Annotated in this window: 16 protein-coding genes and 5 tRNA genes; 9 read left to right on the top strand and 12 right to left on the bottom strand. The window is 30.9% G+C overall.

Translation table 11 applies throughout. The annotated features are described in order from the left end of the window. Positions 1–17 precede the first annotated feature (17 nt). Positions 18–530 carry a hypothetical protein gene (locus AC2I98_RS06985; protein WP_486413876.1) on the top strand — a complete coding sequence of 171 codons (513 nt, stop codon included), beginning with the start codon at positions 18–20 and terminating at the stop codon, positions 528–530. Positions 531–733: 203 nt separating this feature from the next. Beyond that, entirely contained in the window at positions 734–1,396 is a 663-nt protein-coding gene (locus tag AC2I98_RS06980; RefSeq protein WP_486413875.1) for a porin family protein, read from the top strand. Between the two features lie 57 nt (positions 1,397–1,453). Here AC2I98_RS06980 and AC2I98_RS06975 read toward each other — a convergent pair whose 3' ends face one another. The 3 genes from AC2I98_RS06975 to AC2I98_RS06965 are packed head-to-tail and all read right to left on the bottom strand — an operon-like array spanning position 1,454 to position 4,899. Further along, positions 1,454–2,665: an FtsX-like permease family protein gene (locus AC2I98_RS06975; RefSeq protein WP_486413874.1), complete on the bottom strand. Its 1,212-nt coding sequence runs from the start codon at positions 2,663–2,665 to the stop codon at positions 1,454–1,456. After that, entirely contained in the window at positions 2,649–3,290 is a 642-nt protein-coding gene (locus tag AC2I98_RS06970; RefSeq protein ID WP_486413873.1) for an ATP-binding cassette domain-containing protein, read from the bottom strand. The genes AC2I98_RS06975 and AC2I98_RS06970 overlap by 17 nt, the downstream gene beginning before the upstream one ends. Then, the gene (locus AC2I98_RS06965; protein WP_486413872.1) at positions 3,280–4,899 is read right to left on the bottom strand and encodes a DUF4836 family protein; all 1,620 of its coding nucleotides are present in this window, start codon (positions 4,897–4,899) and stop codon (positions 3,280–3,282) included. The genes AC2I98_RS06970 and AC2I98_RS06965 overlap by 11 nt, the downstream gene beginning before the upstream one ends. 211 nt (positions 4,900–5,110) lie before the next feature. Between AC2I98_RS06965 and ileS the strand changes: the two genes are divergently transcribed. The 4 genes from ileS to AC2I98_RS06945 all read left to right on the top strand — a co-directional run bounded on the left by ileS (position 5,111) and on the right by AC2I98_RS06945 (position 9,974). Beyond that, positions 5,111–8,518, top strand: a complete 3,408-nt coding sequence (gene ileS / locus AC2I98_RS06960) for an isoleucine--tRNA ligase (protein WP_486413871.1) — start codon at positions 5,111–5,113, stop codon at positions 8,516–8,518. Positions 8,519–8,522: 4 nt separating this feature from the next. Beyond that, complete coding sequence (locus AC2I98_RS06955) at positions 8,523–8,909, top strand: TraR/DksA family transcriptional regulator (protein WP_486413870.1); 387 nt, start codon at positions 8,523–8,525, stop codon at positions 8,907–8,909. Between the two features lie 9 nt (positions 8,910–8,918). Beyond that, the gene (locus AC2I98_RS06950) at positions 8,919–9,563 is read left to right on the top strand and encodes a lipoprotein signal peptidase (protein WP_486413869.1); all 645 of its coding nucleotides are present in this window, start codon (positions 8,919–8,921) and stop codon (positions 9,561–9,563) included. Positions 9,564–9,632: 69 nt separating this feature from the next. Beyond that, complete coding sequence (locus AC2I98_RS06945) at positions 9,633–9,974, top strand: hypothetical protein (RefSeq protein WP_486413868.1); 342 nt, start codon at positions 9,633–9,635, stop codon at positions 9,972–9,974. A gap of 92 nt (positions 9,975–10,066) precedes the next feature. On the opposite strand, the gene AC2I98_RS06940 is transcribed toward AC2I98_RS06945, so the two are convergent. The 6 genes from AC2I98_RS06940 to AC2I98_RS06915 all read right to left on the bottom strand — a co-directional run bounded on the left by AC2I98_RS06940 (position 10,067) and on the right by AC2I98_RS06915 (position 11,630). Then, positions 10,067–10,141, bottom strand: a tRNA-Val gene (locus AC2I98_RS06940). A 42-nt stretch (positions 10,142–10,183) separates the two neighbouring features. After that, positions 10,184–10,258 (bottom strand) — tRNA-Val (locus AC2I98_RS06935). Positions 10,259–10,302: 44 nt separating this feature from the next. After that, positions 10,303–10,377: transfer RNA gene (locus AC2I98_RS06930), tRNA-Val, on the bottom strand. A gap of 42 nt (positions 10,378–10,419) precedes the next feature. After that, positions 10,420–10,494: transfer RNA gene (locus AC2I98_RS06925), tRNA-Val, on the bottom strand. 41 nt (positions 10,495–10,535) lie between these two features. Next, a tRNA-Val gene (locus tag AC2I98_RS06920) sits at positions 10,536–10,610 on the bottom strand. A gap of 126 nt (positions 10,611–10,736) precedes the next feature. Further along, positions 10,737–11,630, bottom strand: coding sequence for a lysylphosphatidylglycerol synthase transmembrane domain-containing protein (locus tag AC2I98_RS06915; protein WP_486413867.1), 894 nt, complete (start codon positions 11,628–11,630; stop codon positions 10,737–10,739). A 121-nt stretch (positions 11,631–11,751) separates the two neighbouring features. On the opposite strand from AC2I98_RS06915, the gene AC2I98_RS06910 reads away from it, so the two are divergent. From AC2I98_RS06910 to AC2I98_RS06900, 3 genes are read left to right on the top strand one after another with little or no spacing between them, the layout of a single operon-like run. Next, positions 11,752–12,552, top strand: coding sequence for an SDR family NAD(P)-dependent oxidoreductase (locus tag AC2I98_RS06910; protein WP_486413866.1), 801 nt, complete (start codon positions 11,752–11,754; stop codon positions 12,550–12,552). A 3-nt stretch (positions 12,553–12,555) separates the two neighbouring features. Continuing rightward, on the top strand, positions 12,556–13,008 hold the full coding sequence (locus tag AC2I98_RS06905) for a GNAT family N-acetyltransferase (protein WP_486413865.1): 453 nt from the start codon (positions 12,556–12,558) through the stop codon (positions 13,006–13,008). After that, positions 13,008–13,946, top strand: coding sequence for a hypothetical protein (locus AC2I98_RS06900; RefSeq protein WP_486413864.1), 939 nt, complete (start codon positions 13,008–13,010; stop codon positions 13,944–13,946). Before AC2I98_RS06905 ends, AC2I98_RS06900 begins: the two co-directional genes overlap by 1 nt. Before the next feature lie 36 nt (positions 13,947–13,982). Here the strand turns inward: AC2I98_RS06900 and AC2I98_RS06895 are convergent, their stop codons facing one another. The 3 genes from AC2I98_RS06895 to AC2I98_RS06885 form a co-directional block, all read right to left on the bottom strand. Then, the gene (locus tag AC2I98_RS06895; protein WP_486413863.1) at positions 13,983–16,379 is read right to left on the bottom strand and encodes a family 20 glycosylhydrolase; all 2,397 of its coding nucleotides are present in this window, start codon (positions 16,377–16,379) and stop codon (positions 13,983–13,985) included. 81 nt (positions 16,380–16,460) lie between these two features. Continuing rightward, positions 16,461–17,348, bottom strand: coding sequence for a DMT family transporter (locus tag AC2I98_RS06890; protein ID WP_486413862.1), 888 nt, complete (start codon positions 17,346–17,348; stop codon positions 16,461–16,463). A 52-nt stretch (positions 17,349–17,400) separates the two neighbouring features. Next, complete coding sequence (locus AC2I98_RS06885; protein WP_486413861.1) at positions 17,401–17,955, bottom strand: DNA-3-methyladenine glycosylase I; 555 nt, start codon at positions 17,953–17,955, stop codon at positions 17,401–17,403. Positions 17,956–17,968 lie beyond the last annotated feature (13 nt).

Here is a 17,968-nt window from a genome sequence, read left to right as displayed (position 1 = left end):
TTTAAAACATTATAAAAATGAAAAAAGTATTATTAACAGCTGCTTTCGCAGTAGCAGGTATGGTAGGAGTTTCAGCGCAAACAACAGGAGTAGAAGGAGGAGTTCACGTAGGTATTCCAGTAGGTGATGCGGCAGATTATTCTTCTTTCAACTTAGGTGTAGATTTAGCATACTTACATCCAGTTGCTTCTAATGTAAGATTAGGGGTTGCTACAGGATATGATCATTTTATTGCAGATAGTAAATACAAAGATTTAGGAGGTAAAGATTATGGATTTATTCCATTAGCTGCTTCAGCTAAATTTGATGTTGCTCAAAACTTTTTCGTTGGAGCTGATTTAGGTTATGCTTTTGCTACAGGAGATAACTGGAAAGGAGGTTTATATTATCAACCTAAAGTTGGTTATTCAGGGGCTAATTTTGATGTCTATGCAGCATACAAAGGTTTAGAATCTAAAAGAGAGTTTGGAAACGTAAAATATGACGCTGCTTCAAGTGCAGTAGCAGTTGGTTTTGCTTATAAATTCTAATCAAATAATAACTTATAATTGATTAAGCTACATCTTTCGATGTAGCTTTTTTTATCAAAATCATTTTAAAAAATGTTAAAAATTTAATATTAAAGCATTTTATATGAATATGTTATGTGTTAATATTTAATATTTTAACATAGTTTGGCATAAGACTTGAAATTATGCATACATCATAATTAGAACTATAAAATTTTAAAAAGATGAAAAAATTATTTTTTATTGCTGCTGCAATGTTAGGTGTTGTAAGTTTGAGCGCACAAGAAAAAACGACATCATCACAATTTGGTATCAAATCAAGTGTAAATATGTCTTCTTTTAATGGAAAAGATGTAAATGATAATGATTATAAAGTAGGATTTAGCGCAGGTGTTTATGGACATTTTCCATTAACTGATCGTTTTGCTGTTCAACCAGAGGTTAATTTTACTCGAATGGGAGGAAAGTATAAGGACGAAGTTGTAGAAGCAGGAAATACAACGGTTAAAACTAAAAATAAAACAACATTAGATTATATTCAAGTTCCTGTAATGTTTCAATATTATCCAGGAGGATCACGTTTTAATATTGAAGCTGGACCACAATTTGGCTTTAATATGTATGCAAGTAATAAAGATCAAATAGATACTTACGCAAATAATACGGTTTTTACGGAGGCTCATACAACAGATATTAAAGATAATGTAAAGAATTTTGATTTTGGTGTAAACTTTGGTTTGGGATATAATGTGACTGACAATATTAACGTTGGAGCAAGATATTATATGGGATTAACTAAAATTACTGAAAATACAAACAATGGTACAGCAACAGGAGCAGATGTGAAAAATCATTCATTCTCTTTAGGTGTAGGATATTCGTTTTAATCGAATATTAGATAAGCAAAAAAGGATTCTGAAAATTTTCAGAATCCTTTTTTATTTTTAATCTTTTAGCGCAATTTTTTTGATCGATTGTGTCAAGATTATTTTATTAATAAGGTATAAAATAATCACGATGATTAATCCAAAACCGATTACTTCCCAAACGTGCGAAGCTTCTGTTGTCATAAATTTCCCAACTTTTTCATTGATCATATTCAAAACAAAATAAACCAATGGAATAGCAATAATATAACTGATTAACATAAAAATAATCGAAAATTTAAGATATGGACGAGCCAATTGATTGATGTTGTATCCAATCAAAAATAAATCTTTCGTTTTGTGTTTATTTTTTTCTATCATTAATTGAAAGTTGATAATCATGAGCCAAATTGCAGCAAAAACGATGATTAATCCAATGAATAAAACCAACGAAAAAGCCAATTTCAAATAATAGGTCAATTCATTATTTTTCAATTCATCTTTGTTGATGTCATAATTTTGTTGCTCAAAATAAGTCGAAGCATTTTCATCTCCTTGCGATTTTGTTTCAACTACAATTCGTGATGGTGCTGAACTTTTTTGAGGTGCATACGTTTGATTTGCCCATTCCAAAAAGTTTTCTGGAACCAGAATGGTATTAATTTTTGTTGTGAAATCGACAATTCTTGCTTGATAATTTTTTTGATTTTCTCCTTTTCCTAAAATTAATTGAAAAGGAATTTTGGTAAACAAACCTTCTGAAACTTGTGGTAATCCTTGACTTGTAGCAAAACCAAAATTGTATAAATTCAAATAACTTTTTGGAATAATAATCGGGATAAAGTCTTGTCCTTCTTTCCATTTCCAATCCGATTCTTTAACATCGATAAAGTCTTCTGGAACAGATTCGAAAAATAAATCTGTCGAAAAACCTCGAATTCCAACAACGCCACCAACTTGTAATTTTACTGGAAATTGACTGCTTTTGAAAGTTCCAACTTTTGCAACAAAATTTTGAGATTTCAAATCATTAATTTCATCTTCACTAAAATTTGGTTTTTCACCTGTAAAAGTTTGCAACGACGATATTTTTTTGTTTAAAACCACATAATTTGCTTTCCAAACCGAACTATCTTCTCCAAAGTTTTTAGCATAATCTAAATAAATTGTTCCAGCTAAAATCAAAATAAAAAATCCGATGATAGAGAAAAAACAAAAGGTTGTAATTCGCAAGAAACTTAGGTTTTTACGAACTAATTTTTCGATTAAAGTATTAGAGTTGAATGACATTTGAAAGGCGTTTATCGTGAATCTCGTGTAAGCTGGTGAAAATGATTCCTGCATTATTTTTTGCAGCTTCTTCGGTGATTAAATCAGTTAAAAGTTGCTGATTTATTTCGTCTAAATGACTAAATGGTTCGTCCAAAAGTAAAAAATCAAATGGTTGACAAAGTGCACGAATCACAGCTATTCGCTGACGTTGACCATAAGAAAGATGAATCGCTTTTTGATTTAAGTGACTTTTTAAACCAACTTTTTCAATCCATTCGATGATTTTATTTTCAGATTGATGTTGTGTTAATACATTTTTTAATTGAATGTTTTCCATTAAGGTTAATTCTTCAAATAAATGTAAACCTTGAAAAACATACGCAATTTTTTTGCGTCTAATTTTGGTCCAATCATTTAATTTGAACGTGTTGATATTTTGATTATCAAATAATACTTGTCCATCATAATCTTTTCTATCGCCATATAAAATGTTGATCAATGTTGATTTTCCAACACCAGAATGCGCGACGATTTGATAAATTTTTCCGCTGGAAAAAGTATACTCGTTTTTCCAAATTTTAGATTGTTCAAAACCAAATTCTTTTAAAGGATGAGGAACAAGTTGGCTGATTTTAATTTCCATTTTGTTGTTGCGCTTGATTGAAAAATAAAGAATAAGCTTGATCTAAAAGTAACAAAATCACTTCTAAACTGTTTTTATCTGTCTTTTTCATGTGTATTTTTCCAGTTTTAGTATATTCATTCGAAACTCGATAATCAATGTGATCAAAATATGATAAAACCGTTTGCATTTCTTTTGTGTTTCCGAACGGAATTTGTTGATAAATATAATTCTGAACCTCTTTTGGATATTGATCAAAATTTATATTCACATAACCAAACATCGGATTTGAGGCATTTGTCGCATATTCTGAAGTGACAAAATTTGAAGAACTTACCATATTGTTCAAATATTGATTCATGATCGATTGATTATTTGTAATGTACATCAAATTGTTTTTGTACGTCATATAAATCTTCATATTTGTAGAAATTGGGAACCTGTAATAAGGTCCAATTTTTTGAATATTTCCTTGATGAGATTTTATAAACTCATTGAAGAAAAGATCGTTTTTCATTTTTCCTCCTAATACAAATTGAGGATAAACAACTTGCTTAATAAAAGTTTCTTTCTTTCCAAAAAAATCAGTTGGATTGAATGCTTTTCCAATTTCAAAATCGTAGATGCTAAACAAAGCCTCGCCTTCAAAACTCTGTTCTAATGTTTTTAAATCAATTTCGTATTGCTCTAAAAAAGTAGTTAAGAAATTTTGATTTTCGAATACATATCGTGTGTTTGCAGGGTAAATTCCAAGTCCAATATTCATGTAACTTTGTGCTGGGAAATATTTAAAAAAGTCTGTATTAATCTTAGATTTCCACATCGGATGTTTTTCCAATTCAACTTTTGTAATCGCATCTGGATGAAATTTTTGTGTAAAACTAATTCCGTCCGACGTGAACGAAATAAAATTTACCCAAGAACTTTTTGTGAAATCAAGGTTTTTCTTTTCAGAATTTTCGTGTTTAGAGAAGTTTTTCAAGAAATTCCCTGTGTACCAAATGTTAATATCTTGCGAGTTTTTGACAAAATCTCCAAAACTATTATTCTCTTTTGCAAGTGAATGTTTGTCGTTAATAATTTTTGTAAAATAATCTTGAATCGTTTTTTCTGTAACGCCAAATTCAGAAACAATCAATAAAAATTGAGATTTGTTCCAAGTCATAAAAGGTTTATTGAATCCAGAAATTGTCGTAAAACCTTCTTTTTTCTCAAACGAAATATTTTTTTTATATAGTCCTTTGTATATGGTTGATAAATGTTCTTCAAATTGATCTTTGTCGCGCATATTGGTAATCAACGCAACCATGTTTTTACCATTCATTTTTTGTCCAAAAAGATAAATTGGACTGATGATATCTATACCTGCAGAAGTTGGATTGCTTTTTATATCGTTAAGTAATTGATCAAAAGTTGGATCTTGATTTTTTAATTCATTTTCTGCTAATTGATAAATTTTATATTGATCTAATTTCTGAAAATTACCTTTTTCTGCAATTGATTTTGGATTAATTAATGCTACAAAATCTGCATCAGTTGGGATTAAAACAGTATAATCTTCGTTTTTGGAGCAACTTGCAAAAAGTAAAAGAATGAATAATATCGAATAATATTTGAAAACCTTTTTCATATGAAAATAGTATGGGATGTTGTTTTAACTGATTGATTAAAATTGAATTAAATATATTTTTTATTGTTATTTATCAAAAAATAAAAATTTCAATATTAATGGGATAAATTTAAGCAATTATTAATATGATTTTCGTTTCTATAACGATAAAAATATGTAAAAATTTCTTATATTCGCACTCCTTGATTTAGAAGAAATAACAAAGAATTCGATGGCAAAAAAGTTTAGAGAATATAAGCACTTAGACTTGGTAAAAGTCTCAACAGAAACGTTAGAAGATTGGAAACAGAATAATGTTTTCGAGAAAAGTATTTCTACGCGCGATGGAAATCCATCTTTTGTGTTCTATGAAGGACCTCCTTCTGCAAACGGAAAGCCAGGAATTCACCACGTTTTAGCACGTTCTATCAAAGATATATTTTGTCGTTTCCAAACGTTGAAAGGAAAACAAGTTTTCCGTAAAGCTGGTTGGGATACGCACGGTTTACCAGTAGAATTGGGAACTGAGAAAGAATTAGGAATTACCAAAGAAGATATCGGAACTAAAATTACAGTTGAAGAATACAACGAAGCATGTAAACGTACAGTAATGCGTTACACTGATTTGTGGAATGATTTGACTGAAAAAATGGGTTATTGGGTAGATATGGAAGATCCGTATATTACGTATAAACCTAAATATATGGAGTCTGTTTGGTGGTTATTGAAACAAATTTACAACAAAGATTTGTTGTACAAAGGATATACAATTCAACCATATTCTCCAAAAGCTGGTACAGGTTTATCTTCGCACGAGTTAAATCAACCAGGAACTTATCAAGATGTTACAGATACAACGATTGTTGCTCAATTTAAAGTAAAGAAAGAATCAACAGATTTATTTAATGATTTTGATGGAGATGTTTATTTCTTAGCTTGGACAACAACTCCTTGGACTTTGCCTTCAAATACAGCGTTGACAGTTGGTCCTAATATCGATTATGTTGTTGTAGAAACATTTAATCAATATACATTTGAACCAATTCGAGTTATTTTAGGAAAACCATTAGTTTCAAAACAATTTGGAAAACCATATTTCTTAGCAGAAACAGAAGAAGATTTTAAAGTTTATGCAGCAGGAAATAAAACAATTCCTTACAGAATTGTAGGTGAGTACAAAGGTTCTGATTTAGTTGGAACGCGTTATGAGCAATTATTACCATGGGCTTTACCTTATGAAAATGTAGAGAATGCTTTTCAAGTAATACCTGGGGATTTCGTAACAACAGAAGATGGTACAGGTATCGTACATACAGCACCTACTTTTGGGGCGGACGATGCACGTGTAGCGAAAGATGCTGGAGTTCCTCCGATGTTGGTGTTAGATATTCATGGAAATGCTGTTCCATTAGTAGATTTACAAGGTCGTTTTGTAGCAGATTTACCAGAAGGTTATGGAGGTAAATACGTGAAAAATGAATACTATGATGACGGAACTGCTCCTGAAAAATCGGTTGATGTAGAAATTGCGATTTTATTGAAAGAGCAAAATAAAGCATTCAAAGTAGAGAAATATAAACATAGTTACCCGCATTGTTGGAGAACAGACAAACCAATTTTATATTATCCATTAGACTCTTGGTTCATCAAAGTAACGGAAGTGAAAGATCGTATGGTTGAATTGAACAAAGAAATCAATTGGAAACCTAAAGCGACTGGAGAAGGACGTTTTGGAAACTGGTTAGAAAATGCGAACGATTGGAATTTATCTCGTTCTCGTTATTGGGGAATTCCATTACCAATTTGGAGAACTGAAGAAGGTGATGAAGTAACTGTAATAGGTTCTGTTGAGGAATTAGTTGCTGAGATTGAAAAATCTATCGCGGCTGGAATTCAACAATCAAATCCTTTCCAAAATTTCGAAGTTGGAAATATGACAGAAGAAAACTATGATTTAATCGATTTACATAAAAATGTTGTCGATGAAATTACGTTAGTTTCTGCGTCTGGAAAACCGATGAAACGCGAAGCTGATTTGATTGACGTTTGGTTTGATTCTGGAGCAATGCCTTATGCACAAGTTCACTATCCATTCGAAAATAAAGAATTGATTGATAACGGAACAATGTATCCAGCTGATTTTATTGCAGAAGGTGTCGATCAAACACGTGGATGGTTCTATACGTTACATGCAATCGGAACATTAGTTTTTGATTCGAAAGCTTATAAAAATGTAATGTCAAACGGATTGGTTTTAGACAAGAATGGTCAAAAAATGTCAAAACGTTTGGGTAACGCAGTAGATCCATTTGAGACATTGGCAACTTATGGTCCTGATGCTACGCGTTGGTATATGATTGCGAATGCACAACCTTGGGAAAACTTAAAATTTGATATTGCTGGAGTAGACGAAGTTCGTCGTAAATTCTTCGGAACATTATACAATACCTATTCATTCTTCGCTTTATATGCGAATGTAGATGGATTCTCATTTGCAGAAGAAGAAATTCCTGTAAATGAAAGAGAAGAATTAGATCAATGGATTATTTCTGAATTGAATACCTTAACGAAAAAAGTAGATGGTTTCTTATCAGATTATGAACCTACAAAAGCTGCTCGTGCAATTCAAGAATTTGTGATTGATAATTTATCAAATTGGCACGTTCGTTTATCAAGAAGACGTTTCTGGAAAGGTGATTATTCGAAAGATAAAATTGCTGCTTACCAAACATTGTACACAGTTTTAGAAACTGTTGCGATTTTAGGTTCACCAATTGCACCATTTTTTATGGATCGTTTGTACAAAGATTTAAATGCAGCAACTGGTAAAAATGCAGCAGAATCTGTTCACTTAGCAGATTTCCCTGTTGTAGATGAATCGTTAATAAAACCTGAATTGGAAGAGCAAACGCATTTAGCACAAACAGCGACAAGTATGATTTTATCACTTCGTAAATTGAGCGATAATAGAGTACGTCAGCCATTACAAAAAGTAATGATACCTGTGTTGAATGATACAATGAAAGCAAATTTAGAAGCTGTATCAGAATTATTGAAACAAGAAGTTAATGTTAAAGAAATACAGTTATTAACAAACGAAGAAGCTTCAAATCTTTTAGTAAAATCTATTAAGCCTAATTTCAAGACTTTAGGTCCAAAATATGGAAAAGAAATGAAGGCTATTTCGGCTGCTACTGCTGAATTGACGAATGAACAAATTGTTAAATTAGAACAATCAGGTCAAATAGATTTGTTAATTGACAACAAAACATTAACTTTAGATTTAGAAGATTTTGAAATCGCTACAAAAGACATCCCAGGATGGACTGTAGCTTCTAATTCTACATTAACTGTAGCGCTTGATTTACAATTAACTGAAGAGTTAATTAACGAAGGTGTAGCACGCGAATTAGTAAATAGAATTCAAAATTTACGAAAAGAAACTGGATTAGAAGTAACCGACAAAATTATACTTAACTTAAAAAATGATGAATCAATCGTAAATGCAGTCGAGCAAAACAAAGATTACATTTGTTCTGAGACATTAACAGAAGATCTTGTTTTACAAGATGAAGTAGCTAATGGAACAGAGGTTGAAATTAATGGATTGATGACGCAAATTGCGATTACTAAATTGTAAGCGTATGGCAACAACAGATGAAAAAGTAAGATACTCTGACGCAGAATTGGAAGAGTTTAGAGTGATAATTCAAGAAAAATTAGATCAAGCGATAAAAGATTATGAATTATTAAAAGAAGCTTACACAAACGATAGTAATAATGGTACGGATGATACATCTCCGACTTTTAAAGCTTTTGAGGAAGGTTCTGAAACAATGTCGAAAGAACAAAATGCACAATTGGCAGCGCGTCAAGATAAATTTATTCGCGACCTGAAAAATGCATTATTACGTATTTCGAACAAAACATACGGTATTTGCCGTGTAACAGGAAAATTAATTAACAAAGATCGTTTGAAATTAGTTCCGCATGCTACATTAAGTATCGAGGCTAAAAATATGCAACGTTAATAAAGTATTTTGAAAAAAGTAGTACTCATTACCATTTTGGTTTTAATCATAGACCAAATCTCAAAATTTTACGTCAAAACACACTTTTTTTTAGGTGAAGATGTAGATGTCTTAGGTTGGTTTAAAATAGCATTTGTAGAAAACCCAGGAATGGCTTATGGGATGCATTTCGGAGGAGAAACAGGTAAAATAGTTTTATCACTTCTACGAATCGCCTTAATTGGTGCTATTATCTACTATATTAATGCATGGTCGAAAAAACTAAATAATAATTTCTTTATCATTCCGATTGCGCTTGTTTTGGCAGGTGCAATTGGGAATGTGATTGATGGAATTTTTTATGGTGTAATTTTCGATAAAGGAACTACTTACAATGAAATGTTTCAAGATTGGGTAGGCTATCAAGGAGTCGCACAAGCTAACTTTGCTGGTTATTCGGGATGGTTTACGGGCTGTGTCGTAGATATGCTTTATTTTCCGATTGTAGAGTTCGATTGGCCTACTTGGATACCAATCATAGGAGGACAACATTATAAGTTCTTTCAGCCTGTATTTAATATCGCAGATTCGGCTATATTTATTGGAGGACTTACTTTGTTCCTTTTCCGTAAAAAAGCCTTTACAACTGATAATGGTGTAAGATTAAGATTTTAAAAAGATAAATCCTCGATAATTAATTATCGAGGATTTTTTTATTATATTTATTTCAATAACAATAGATTTATGATTAGTTGGATTAACCTTTTAATTGAAAGTTACGACAAGAATGATTTATCTAAATATGTTACGATTTATCATGTCAATAGCTGTTCATATGATAAGAGCTTAATAAATAAAAATATTTCTTTGAATGATATAATCACAATCGTTAAAGAGAAATCTCTAGATATACAAAATGATACTTTAGAAATATTCGTTGCGATAAATAATGATAGTATTAATGATTTGATTGTAATATTCAATCCTTATGAATTATTTGAAAACCCTTATGTTTACAAGATAATTTCTAATATTGATGAAGACTTGAAAAATCAGTTTATCATTAATTCAGAACAAATTAAATAATTTTAAAATGTAGTCAATTTGTAACATTTGTGTTGAACTTATAATTTAAAATAAAAAACTCCTTTCAATTTCTTGAAAGGAGTTTTAATATGTGGTCCCTACTGGATTCGAACCAGTGACCCCCTGCTTGTAAGGCAGGTGCTCTGAACCAACTGAGCTAAGAGACCTTGTTTAGAATTTTATTTGAAAGACTTTCTAATGTCTTTATGTGGTCCCTACTGGATTCGAACCAGTGACCCCCTGCTTGTAAGGCAGGTGCTCTGAACCAACTGAGCTAAGAGACCTTGTTTTTAGAATTTTATTTAAAAGACTTTCTAATGTCTTTATGTGGTCCCTACTGGATTCGAACCAGTGACCCCCTGCTTGTAAGGCAGGTGCTCTGAACCAACTGAGCTAAGAGACCTTGTTTAGAATTTTATTTAAAAGACTTTCTAATGTCTTTAAGTGGTCCCTACTGGATTCGAACCAGTGACCCCCTGCTTGTAAGGCAGGTGCTCTGAACCAACTGAGCTAAGAGACCTATTTAGAATTTTATTTAAAAGACTTTCTATTGTCTTTATGTGGTCCCTACTGGATTCGAACCAGTGACCCCCTGCTTGTAAGGCAGGTGCTCTGAACCAACTGAGCTAAGAGACCTTCGTAATTGGATTGCAAATATAGGGCTGTTTTTGAATAATCCAAATAGTTAAAATGAAAAAAATTAAATAAAATTTAATGTTAGGGCTTAACTCTTTTCGTTTCAAAGAAATAATTTTTCAGATTTTAAAAAGAAATATTCGTCTTTTTCTTTTTCTCTTCAATTTTAACCCCTTTAAACAGGTAAATAATCCCAATAAATGAGATAGAAATGGTGATGATAGAGAAAATAAATGCCGCACTTGTGGCTAAAGTTTCATCAAAATTGAATCGATGTGCAGCGTACATAAATACAGCTTCTCTAATCCCAAATCCACTAAATGATATAATTGATAATATACCAGAAACTAAAAAAATCAATAAATAAATACTAAAATTATCTGGATGGATATTTAATCCTTCTAAAACGAAATACAACATACCAACTTGTATCAATTGTAAAACGATAGAATAAATCATCGAGTTATAAAATGTACGTTTATGAATTGGGAAAATTATTCCTAAAATAAATGGAACAGCTATAAAACCTATCAGAGATAGAATTAATGAACCATATTGTATCCAAGGATAATCTGTCAAGTTTGAAAGATATATTAGGAATATAATGATTAATAGCATTGCACATAAACCAATAATTTTATCAAGAAAAACGGCTTGTGAAATTTCTTTCAAACTGATTTTATAATTTTTATTCAAGACATAAACTTTATAGGCATCGCCACCAATTCCGCCTGGAACAAAGGTGTTATAAAACATTCCTAAAAAATATAAACGCGCATTTGATTTGTAAGATAAATCCAGATTAATGTCTCGAAAGTAATAATCTAATCGAAAAATAGAGAGCGCTTGCGAAACAACATAAAGTACAACAGCTATAAAAATGTATGCCCAATTTGCATTTTTGTAATGACTGAAAATATCAAAAATATGTAATTTAACAAAGAAGATATAATAGATTAACGCAATACTGATGGTTAATTTAACTCCCGTTATAATATATTTTTTAGTTTTTGGATTCAATTGAAATCTTTTGATAATTAACGCACAAATTTAGAGAATCTTCTATTAACCCTTCAAAAAATTATTTAACTATAAATATTTGTCTGATATTATGTAGTTTTGCGGTTAAATTAATCGAATCATGCAATCAAAAGTTATTGTAATTACAGGTTCTTCTTCGGGTGTAGGATTGACTTTGGCAAATTATTTTCACGATAAAGGACATCAAGTTTATGGTTTATCAAGAACGGCTAAAGGACAAGAGAAATTCAAACATATTGCAACAGATGTTTCAAATAAAGAAAATGTAAAAAGTAGTTTTCAGCAGATTTTTTCGGAAACAAATAATCAAATTGATGTGTTGATCAATAATGCAGGAATTGGAATGTTAGGTGCTGTGGAAGATGCGTCGAAAGCAGATATCGAAAAATTATTGGACGTTAATGTTTATGGACCAATTTACACTATGCAAGAAGTTTTGCCTACAATGCGTTCTCAAAAAAACGGTTATATCTTGAATGTTTCGTCGATTGCGAGTAACAATGGTTTACCTTTTAGAGGGTATTATTCAGCTTCGAAAGCAATGATTGATCGGTTAATAGAATCGGCTCGTTTAGAAAATCGTCACACGGGAGTAGAAATTGCTACGTTGAATTTTGGAGATATCAAAACCAATATTGCAGAGGGACGTGTGAAAACTTTTGTGTCAAAATTCTATCAAAAAAGATATGATGCAATGGTAGCAGATATTGATCACGAAGTACAAGATGGTACACCAACAGAAAATTTGATTCCGATTATCGAAAATATTTTAGCTCAAAAGAATTTGAAACCTCATTATTATATTGGTAAATCGATGCAGAAATTCTCTGTAACCTTGAAAAATATTTTACCTCAAAAAATGTTCGAAAATATTATTGCAAAATATTCAAAATTAGATTAATAGATGGAAGAGGTTATTTGGTATTATAAATCATTTGAAGATTTAACTTCGAAAGAGCTATATAAAATAATACAATTGCGAAACGAAGTTTTTGTGATAGAGCAAGATTGTATTTACCAAGATTGTGATGATAAGGATTTGATTTGTGGGCATCTTTGGGCAACGATTGGCGATGAGGTTGCTGCATATTCTCGAATTGTTCCGAAAGGAATTTCGTACGAAAATGAACCGTCTATTGGTCGTGTAATTTCGAATCAAAAGTTTCGCAGATATGGATTAGGAAAACAATTGATGAAGAATTCGATTCAAGTGATCGAAAATCAATTTAAAACGTCTTCAATTCGTATTTCGGCACAATCTTATTTGAAAGAATTTTATTCATCTTTTGGTTTTGAACAAGTTTCTGAAGAATATTTAGAAGATGATATTCCACATATCGAAATGTTGAGAAAATAATGAAACTCATTAAATACATTTTCATTTCGCTATTGACCATTTTTATCGTAGCTGTTTTGGTTGATGTCTATTATTCGAATCAACTTAAAAAAATGGCTTTGTTTAGCGGAGAAGTGCAAGAATGGAATCAAATAGAAGAAGGAAAAACGAATGTAGAATTAGCTGTTTTTGGTTCTTCGCGCGCATTTATTCAAATTAACCCGACAATTTTAGAGCAAGATTTAAAATTGAAAACACATAATTTTGGATTGAACGGAAGTAAATTCAAAATGCAATTCTATCGTTTCAATTTATATCTTAAACATAATCCGAAACCTAAAATTGTGGTGTGGAATTTAGACACGTTTTCGTTTTCACATATCGAAGAAGTTTTTCAACCAAATCAATACACGCCTTTTATGTTGTGGAATTTCAATTTGTATGATGCGTTAAAAGAGTATAAAGACACGAAATTGGTTGATTTTATTGTACCACTTTATCGCTACAGAGATCAAACCTATTGGAAAGATCAAATTGTAAAATCAAAGAAAGAAAAGTTGCATAAAGATGGACTTTTTCGTGACGATGGTTTCAAATCATATAATCGTAAATGGGATGTTGATTGGAAGAAGATGAAAAAGAAAAATTCTGATTTTGATTCGACTGATTACAAACTTTTAGAAGAATTAATTACGAAATGCGAACAAGAAAATATTCAACTTATTTTTACGATTGCGCCAGAGTTTTACAAAGGTCAAGATTATATGTTGAATAGAGGTGAAGTGATTAATCGTTATCAGCAAACATTACAAAAACATCATCTTAAGTTATTAGATTATTCGAGCGATTCGATTAGTTATCAACAAAAATATTTTTACAATACGACTCACATGAATTACAAAGGTGCAGATGCTTTTACAAAGGAGTTAGCAGAAGATTTAAAAAAATATATTAAATAAAAAACCTCGCAAACGTTACGTTTGCGAGGTTTTTATTTATTGTTCAACAGATGTATATTCACTTAAAACTTCGTCTTTTGAAAATTCTTTGTTGTAAACTTTTAAATCATCCAAACTAACATTTTTTAATGAAATTTGTCTTAAAGGAAAAGTCAACGTTTTTACTTTATTAAATGAAATATCTTTTCCATTTTTTTCTTTGTAAGGTAAAATGATTTTTTCTGTTTCCATTTTTTTTACCAATTTTCCATTTACATACAAAGTAGTATTTTCCTTATTTCCAGTAATTGTGATAAAACTCCAATCATTTAGATTTAAATTATCAGTCATTTGATATGAATATCCATCACGATTATATTCCACTGAATTTTTATTCAGTTCAAAAGTTGCATTTTTAGATTTGAATAAAATAGTTGCATTTGCAGTGTCAGATTTTAACCAAAAAGAAACGGTGTAACTATTTCCAATTTCCTCTAATGGAAGATGTAAAGTTGTTGTACCATTCAATGAATTGTTGATGATTCCTTTTGTAAATGAAGGATTGTTTGTATTAACTTTTTCATTGAAGAAACCAACAAGATCTTCTACAGAATTTTCAAACGGAAGATGAAGAATTTGACGCGTTTCTTCACCAAAATATCCTCTTAAATTAAGTCCAGGCGCTTCAGCAACATTTACTTTTTTCTGATTAAAATCGAATAAAGCTAAATTATGATCACTTGCTGTCCACATTTTTTCAGCTAAAACTTGTATAGCGGGAAAAGCTCTATTGTGAACATCTTTTTCAGAAATTCCATTACCTGCAATATCATTCCAAATTCCAAACATTCCACCCACAACTGTTGGATCTCCTTTTTCGAATGTTACATTCCCAATGTTACGTGGCTCCCAATTGTTGTAAATGTTGTTAACGTTTAGATAATCGTAATAATATCCGGCAGCAGGAACAATATACAGCCAACCATCTGGTGTAGAAATTTGTTTGTATCCTAATTTTTTCATTTCGATAGGATCTGCATAACCATTGTACCACATATTTAGCACAACATTTTTCGATGTAACAGGTGTTTTTCCTTGCGCATGCGTAAGAGCACCCCAAGCACGAACATCTTTTCCATTTTTCTGAACTGCTTTTATAAGAAAGTCTGTGAACTTTCTGAATGATTCAGCTTCCTTTTTATCATATTCATCTGTTCCGATGTGTACCTCTTTTCCGATAAATACTGGGTCTTTTCCTTTTGTATATTCATCAAAAATAGCTTGAACAACTTCATATGTTTTTGGATTAGCTAAATCTAAATGATCTTTTCCGTATTTATCACTTCCAATTTCAGGAACTACTTTTGCAATGGCTAAAGAATGTGCGGGAACATCTATTTCTGGAATAATTTTAATTCCATATCGAAAAGCTTTTTTCTGTAAATCTTTAAACTCTTGTTTGGTATAATGCCCATCTGCTGAAGCTAAACCTGGATAAGTATCATTTTCTAAACGAAAACCTGAAGGTGTTTTATCCCAATCAAAATTGAAATATTTATGAAATGCATTGTCATTTAAATGAATTTGAAAATTAGAGATTTTATAATAAGATAAAATTTCGACGTAATCATTTAAAAAATCAATTGTAAAAAATTTTCGTCCTACATCTAGAATTAATCCACGTTCTGAATAAGTCGGATAATCTCTAATTTCACCTTTCGGAATACTATTTTTGTTAGTTGATTGATCTAATAATTGTAAAATTGTGCGAGTTGCAAATACATTTCCCGTATAAGTTGGTGCCGAAAATTGAAGATAATCACCAATTTCCATTGCGTAACCTTCGTTTCCTAAAGTTGTATCTTTCTTCTTTGAGATAAAAATATCTCCTTTTGTAGCTTTTTGGTTTGAAGTAATTTCTAATTTGTAACCAAATTGTTTTTGTAAATCTTCTTGTAATAATTTTGCTACTTCTAAATTCTCAGAAGTATTTTGTTCGATTACAATTTTTGAAGAAGAAGTAATATTAAACTCTCCTTTTTCTCCATACCATTCACGCAAAGAGGGAATAACAAAAGGTTTTGGGTTAATACCTTTATTTGTATATTTTCCTTGTATTTTTAAATTTTTTATAGGAATTTCTGCTGTTGCTTTATCTGATTTTCGAGTTAATTTATAAAGTAAATTAACCGTTTTAGGAACTAAAGGTTGATTTATTTTTCCATCCAAACCAATGATTGATCGATTATCAGAACCAATTAATTCGAGATTGTATTTGGTTTGTGTTGGAAGCTGAACAGCTTTGTTGTTAATTTTAATGTTTGATTGAAGTTGAGTTTGTAATTGAACAAATTCTAAACTATCAATTTTAGCTTGCGCGAAAATAGTTTGTTGCGAAGATAATAGTAAGAGAGTAAGCGAAAGTTTTCTTGAGATTGTGGTGAAATGAATCATTTTAAATTTATTAAATAATCTACGTTAGACTATTGTTGTGTTAATTATTTAATAAAAATAGGAATCTATTTCGAATATAGCCTAACCGTTTTGAAGTTCTTTTTCTTTTTTCTGTGTTAAATAAACACCTGATAAAATCATAGCAAAACCAACGATATGAATCCAAGTGATTTTTTCGCCAACTAAAAATCCCCAAAAAACAGAAACGATAGGCATAATGTAAGTCACCATCGATGCAAATATAGAACCTGTGACTTGTATTAATCGATAAAATAAAATCATTGCTAAAGCAGTTCCTAAAATTCCTAATATGGCTACAAAACCTAAACTTCTTAATTGTTGTTCTGTTCCTTCGAAAACATCAAAAAATCCTGAAATAAATAATATTGTAATAGATGGTAACAGCCAAATTGTAAATAAAGCAGATGATAATTGAAAAGATGGAACGTCGTTTAAATAGCGCGTTAAAATTAAACTGTTTAAACCATAAAGTGCAGTTGCTAAAACGATTAGTAAACAATGTGTTAAACTGTTTTCACCAGAAAAACCATCGCCGCCAATTAATAATACAGCACCAAAAAAACCTATAATTGCACCAATTACTTGATTTTTAGTTCCTTTTATATTGAAAAATAATGCGCCAAATAGTAAAATGAAAAGTGGAACCAAAGAATCTAAGATTCCTGCCATAGAACTCGAAACATGTAGTTGAGCCATCGGAAATAAAAACATTGGAATAAAATTTCCACAAAATCCTGCCAAAGCAACATATTTTAATTTATTTTTTGGAATTTTAAAAAGACTTGGAATTCCCCAAATAGCTAAAATTCCTCCAGCAATTGTTAATCGCAAAGCTCCTACTTGATATGGCGTGTAAGCGACCAATCCTTGTTTGATGAGAATAAATGAGCTTCCCCATGTTAATGCCAAAATACCAAGGATGATCCAATGTTTTAATTCGATTTTCATTTTCTAAATTTGCGCAAAGATGCGAAAGTTGGCGCTTTTTACAAACACAAATTTATTTACAAAAGCAGTCGTTGGTATGATCGTTTACCATTCCAGTTGCTTGCATGTGCGCATAAATTGTAGTTGAACCAAAGAATTTAAAACCTCGTTTTTTCAAATCTTTTGCTAATTTGTCCGAAATTTCGGTTGTTGCAGGAACTTCTTTTATTGAACTCCAATTGTTGATAATGGGGTTGTGGTCAACGTAACTCCAAATAAAATCAGAGAATGATCCAAACTCTTTTTGTATTTCGATAAATAACTTTGCATTATTTATTGCAGCAGAAATTTTTCCTCGATGACGAATAATTCCTTCATTTTGGACTAATTCTTCTATTTTAGTTTCATCAAAATTGGCTACTTTTTCTACTTCAAAATTTGCAAATGCTTTTCTAAAGTTTTCACGTTTTTTGAGAATAGTATACCAACTCAATCCAGCTTGAAAAGATTCTAAAATCAAAAATTCAAATAAAATTTTATCGTCTTTCACTGGTTTTCCCCATTCGTTATCGTGATAATCTATATAATCTTGGTCTTTATTTACCCAAGCGCAACGTGTTTTTTCCATGATGTAATTTATA

It is taken from the genome of Empedobacter sp. EJD.6dd, assembly GCF_057369435.1.
The sequence above is the reverse complement of the archived record's forward strand: the minus strand, read 5'-3'. Positions and strand labels throughout refer to the sequence as shown.